5 protein-coding genes are annotated in these 4,038 nt (G+C 65.4%); 3 read left to right on the forward strand and 2 right to left on the reverse strand.

All coding sequences use genetic code 11. From position 1 onward, the window contains the following. Positions 1–54: 54 nt before the first annotated feature. On the reverse strand, positions 55–474 hold the full coding sequence (locus Q0W90_RS23590) for a hypothetical protein (protein ID WP_297777006.1): 420 nt from the start codon (positions 472–474) through the stop codon (positions 55–57). A gap of 181 nt (positions 475–655) precedes the next feature. Here Q0W90_RS23590 and Q0W90_RS23595 point away from each other — a divergent pair, with 181 nt between their 5' ends. The 3 genes from Q0W90_RS23595 to Q0W90_RS23605 all read left to right on the forward strand — a co-directional run bounded on the left by Q0W90_RS23595 (position 656) and on the right by Q0W90_RS23605 (position 2,703). Then, a complete protein-coding gene (locus Q0W90_RS23595; protein ID WP_297777007.1) occupies positions 656–1,438 on the forward strand; it encodes a hypothetical protein in 783 nt (260 codons plus the stop codon). Beyond that, positions 1,435–2,052 (forward strand): hypothetical protein, encoded by a 618-nt coding sequence (locus tag Q0W90_RS23600; protein WP_297596532.1) that lies wholly within the window; start codon positions 1,435–1,437, stop codon positions 2,050–2,052. The genes Q0W90_RS23595 and Q0W90_RS23600 overlap by 4 nt, the downstream gene beginning before the upstream one ends. Positions 2,053–2,181: 129 nt before the next feature. Beyond that, positions 2,182–2,703 carry a hypothetical protein gene (locus Q0W90_RS23605; protein ID WP_297596530.1) on the forward strand — a complete coding sequence of 174 codons (522 nt, stop codon included), beginning with the start codon at positions 2,182–2,184 and terminating at the stop codon, positions 2,701–2,703. Between the two features lie 54 nt (positions 2,704–2,757). Here Q0W90_RS23605 and Q0W90_RS23610 read toward each other — a convergent pair. Beyond that, positions 2,758–4,038: mammalian cell entry protein (locus tag Q0W90_RS23610; protein ID WP_297777009.1), on the reverse strand; the 1,281-nt coding region annotated here is incomplete at its 5' end.

Genomic DNA, 4,038 nt, shown 5'->3' on the forward strand with positions numbered 1-4,038 from the left:
AAGACCCCGAGTGCCCCTGACCAACGTAATCGCGGCTGAACGGAAACGGCGCGGCTACGAGTCGGCGCGGATCCAGCTCAAAATGCCGTCGTGGGCGTAGCAGATCAGCAATAGGCCGTCGGGCGCCTGCGCGACGTAGTTCTGGTAATTCTGGCAATCGGCGTTTTCGTTCTTGACTCCCGCCATTGGCGGTGACCGGAACCATCGCGGCTGGTATTTCCTCGGCGAGCCGCAGAACATCAGCCGTCCGGGCTGCGAGGCGGGGGGAACGAAACCGTCGTCGACACCGAAGGCGTAGTAGGTGGTGTTGTCACACGGCGCGCCCAACACCTGATGCGGCATGATGCCCGGGGTGCAGGCGGGGTAGTCGCAGACGGTCGGCCCGGCAAACGATGGCGGCGCCGCGAGCACACCGACGCCGAGCAACGCGGCAGCCACTGCCACCAGGAATCGCACCCGATTACTGTGCCACATCTGAAAAGAAAATTCTCCTGGTTGGAGAAGATCACCTCAACCGGACAGCCGTCGGCGCCGGGCCACCCCGACCCACTCCGCCGCGTTCGCCGACGGGTAAGCATTTCCGCATGTGAGAGCCACGATTGCCGCAGCGCGACGACGCCGTTGCGGCCGGACGGAAGTGATAAGCTCATTCTCCGTGCACGATCCGGAGGGGCCCGACGCCGACCATGGCGACGCGGCGAGCGTGACCGATCCCGACGAACGGCAGTCGACCGTCGGCGCCATAGCGCCTGTCTCGGAAGTGGACACCCACGACGAAGTTGCCGAGGCTGAAGCGCGCGCCGAGGCGGCTCGCGCACGCCTCTTGACACTGCGCCGGGCCGCAACCGGGGACGCCGACGACGCCTCCCAAGGTGTGAAGGGGCGCCCCGCAAAGTCGGCCCGGGCGCGGCTACGGTGGCTCCGACGCCCGAGGCGGCCTCGTTGGCTTCGACGCCCGGAGCGTAAGACGATCGCGGCCGGCATCGGCATCATGCTCGCCTCCGCTTCGCTCGCGGCGAGCGGTTACATCGTGTGGCAGCACCGCACCACCGTGCACAAGCAACAGCTCGCGGCCGAGTTCACTGCCGCGGCCCGGCACGGGGTCACGGCGCTGCTGTCGGTTGACGCCAACCATGTCAAGGACGACTTCCAGCGCATGATCGACAACTCCACGGGCGACTTCAAGAGCCAACTGTCGGCGATGTCAGGCCTCAGGGCCAAGCAGGCGGAGGAATCGAAGGTAAGCAGCAAGGGCACCGTCGAAGCCGTCGCCGTCGAGTCGATGAGCGACGATCACGGGGTCGTGCTTGTCGCGGCGAAATCCGATGTCACCAATGCAGACAACACCAAACGGCCGACGGTCGCGTTGCGGATCAGCGTTGACCTGACGCGCGACGGCGGTCAGCTCAAAATGTCGAAAGTCGATTTCCTGCAATGACTGTCGAGCATGGCTCGTCGCTGGGCGGCCTGGAAACCACGCCGTCAGACGAGATCGGGTCGCCACCCGCTTCCCCTGGATCGGCTCGCACCGACGGACCGGCCACGACCAAGCGCTGGATCCGCCGGTGGTTGGCGAGGTGGCGTTCCATAGTCGCGACAGCGTTGGTCGCTACCGCGGTGGGCGTCGCCCTCAGTCTGTTCTTCGTTCTGTACCGGCCGGATCAGCAGGTCGGCGACGCGGCGGCACACCGGGCAATCCAGGCCGCGTCGGAAGGTTCCGTGGCCGTGCTGTCGTACGCTCCCGACAGCCTCAACCGTGATTTCGCCAAGGCGCAGTCATATCTCACCGGTGATTTCCTCGCCTACTACATCAAGTTCACCGAACAGATCGCGGCCCTGGCACAGCAGAAGCGGGTCACGGAGACGGCCAAGGTGGTGCGTGCCGCCGTTTCGGAGTTGCACCCGGATTCAGCCGTCGTGCTGGTGTTCATCAACCAGACCGCCACCAGCAAGGAGAAGCCGGAACCGCAGACGACCGCGAGCGCCGCCCGGGTGACGTTGACGAAAGTCAAGGGTTCCTGGCTGATCTCGAAGTTGGATCCACTGTCGTGACCGCTGCCATTTGGTTCAATCGGTTCCCGGTCGCCGGCGCCGGTGTTATTCTCATCCGCGAGAACGCCGCTACCGGTGCCGAAAAACTGCCGTAGGCACTGTCGGTTCATCCCCGTCGAGGAGCACCTGATGCGTTCAGTTCGAACACTCACCACCGCAACGCTGGTCGCTGCCACCGTATTCGGCGGTTTGGGCACGGCATCCGTAGCCCGGGCGACAACCAAGGAAGAGGTGGCCATCAACGGGACGTTCCGCGCCACGTCCATCGGCGACTGGGCCCAGAGGAACGATCAGTACTTTGGCGAGCCGACGGTCATCCAGACGTGGACGATCAGCTCGTCATGCACCACGTTTCAGGAATGCCACGGCACGGTGACCAGCGACCAGGGCTGGAGCGCGCCCCTCTATATGAATGACGGGGAGATGTGGAAGGTCAAACGCGAAGTGCCGAACTGGGAGCGGTGCGAGGACGGTACCGCGTACTCCGGGCAGCAGACCTTCTTTTTCTATCCGGTGAACCAATACGGTGGATATCAACTCGGGACGTCGACCCTCTCCGGCAAGGACAAGACGATCGGCCCGAGCGGTGCCTGCGGGCAGAACCAGTGGCTCGACATCACGATGCCGCTACGCCTGGACCAGCTCAGCTGACCGCGCGTTCGTAGCTTCGTTGCCCGCCCTCTCCGACCGCTTCGGGGCGCGGCTTCAGGTGGGCAGCATGTCCTGCCAGGTCTTGGGCGCTTTCGCGGCAATGAGATCCGACTGCTGGTACAGCTTCCCGTCCGGGCCGACATACCGCCCGGTGCGCGGATCGTACTTGGCCACCGCGACCGACGGCGCGGGCTTAGATGCCTTGCCTCCGAACGAGCTTGGCGCCGCCTGGGGCTGTGCACCGTCGACCTGATCCGGTGGCGCGGGGGCGGGCGGTGGTGGCGGCGCGGGAAGTTCCCCCGGTGCGGGGACGTCCAGTGGCGCCACGGGCGGAAGGTCTGCCGACATTCTCGACATGGGTAGCGAGGGACCCGACGACGGCATCGGCGGAACGGCGGCTCCAACCGTGCCCGGCGGTGGAACTTCTCCCCGCGGCCCCGCAGGGGCGCCGCGCGGCACCGCCCCCGGCGGCAGCGGCGTTCCCTCGACCGGGGCGAAGATTCTGTCGTTGGTGGTAATCCGGTCATCCGGCGGGATGCCCTGGGAGAGCAAGTTGGGGTCCAGTGGGTAGGGGCCGAGGACGTGCTGGCGCATCGCCAGCGGCATGAACGGCTTGTCGCTGTTGCAGATTTCGACGGTGGGCGCGCGCTTGCCCGGGTGCCCCATGCAGGGATAGTTGCGGGCACCCCGAACCGAGAGCGGCGAATCCTGCGGGAGCTTGCAATACAACCCGTCCGGTGTGTCGATGTCGGTGAGGTCGTCCGGGGACCGCCACGTGTTGGGAGGCATGAAGCCGACCGTGCAAATGGGTGGATCGTCGATCGTGAGCGCGAAGTCGCCCTGGGCCGTACCCTCGGGATGGTTTGGCGCCGCGGCGGCCTGCTCGATAGCAACCGCCGACGGCAGCAACACCAGCAACTGCTCGATCGAGGGGTGGTAGGTGACGCCGATCTGCCCGATGGTGGTCAGGTTGGCGAGCAACACCGGCAGCGTCGGTTTGATCTGTTCGAGAAGCCGCGACGCTTCGTTCGCAGTGTCGGGACCGGTTTGCAGGATGGTGCGGAAGTGGGAATCGTTGTCCACCAACACATCCGAAATACCGGCGAAGCTACGCGCCCACGTCCTGATCGAATCCGTGGTGCGCGCCTGGGTATCCAGCAGCGGCCCGGTGTCTTCGGTGAGGGCTCGGGTGCGATCGACGACGCCGTTGGCGTCTCTGGACAGTATCTGTGAGGAATCGATCAGTGATCCCAGGTCGTAACCGGAACCGTTGAAGCCCTGGAAGGATTCGTCGAGCAATTGGCCGAGTTTGGTCTTCGGGATGCTCTGGACCAA

This window comes from Mycobacterium sp., assembly GCF_025933915.1.
Lineage (GTDB): Bacteria > Actinomycetota > Actinomycetes > Mycobacteriales > Mycobacteriaceae > Mycobacterium.

Coding starts and splice junctions, on each gene's coding strand:
- Q0W90_RS23590 (WP_297777006.1), bottom strand. CDS start 474: ATGTGGCACAGTAATCGGGTGCGATTCCTGGTGGCAGTGGCTGCCGCG.
- Q0W90_RS23600 (WP_297596532.1), top strand. CDS start 1,435: ATGACTGTCGAGCATGGCTCGTCGCTGGGCGGCCTGGAAACCACGCCG.
- Q0W90_RS23605 (WP_297596530.1), top strand. CDS start 2,182: ATGCGTTCAGTTCGAACACTCACCACCGCAACGCTGGTCGCTGCCACC.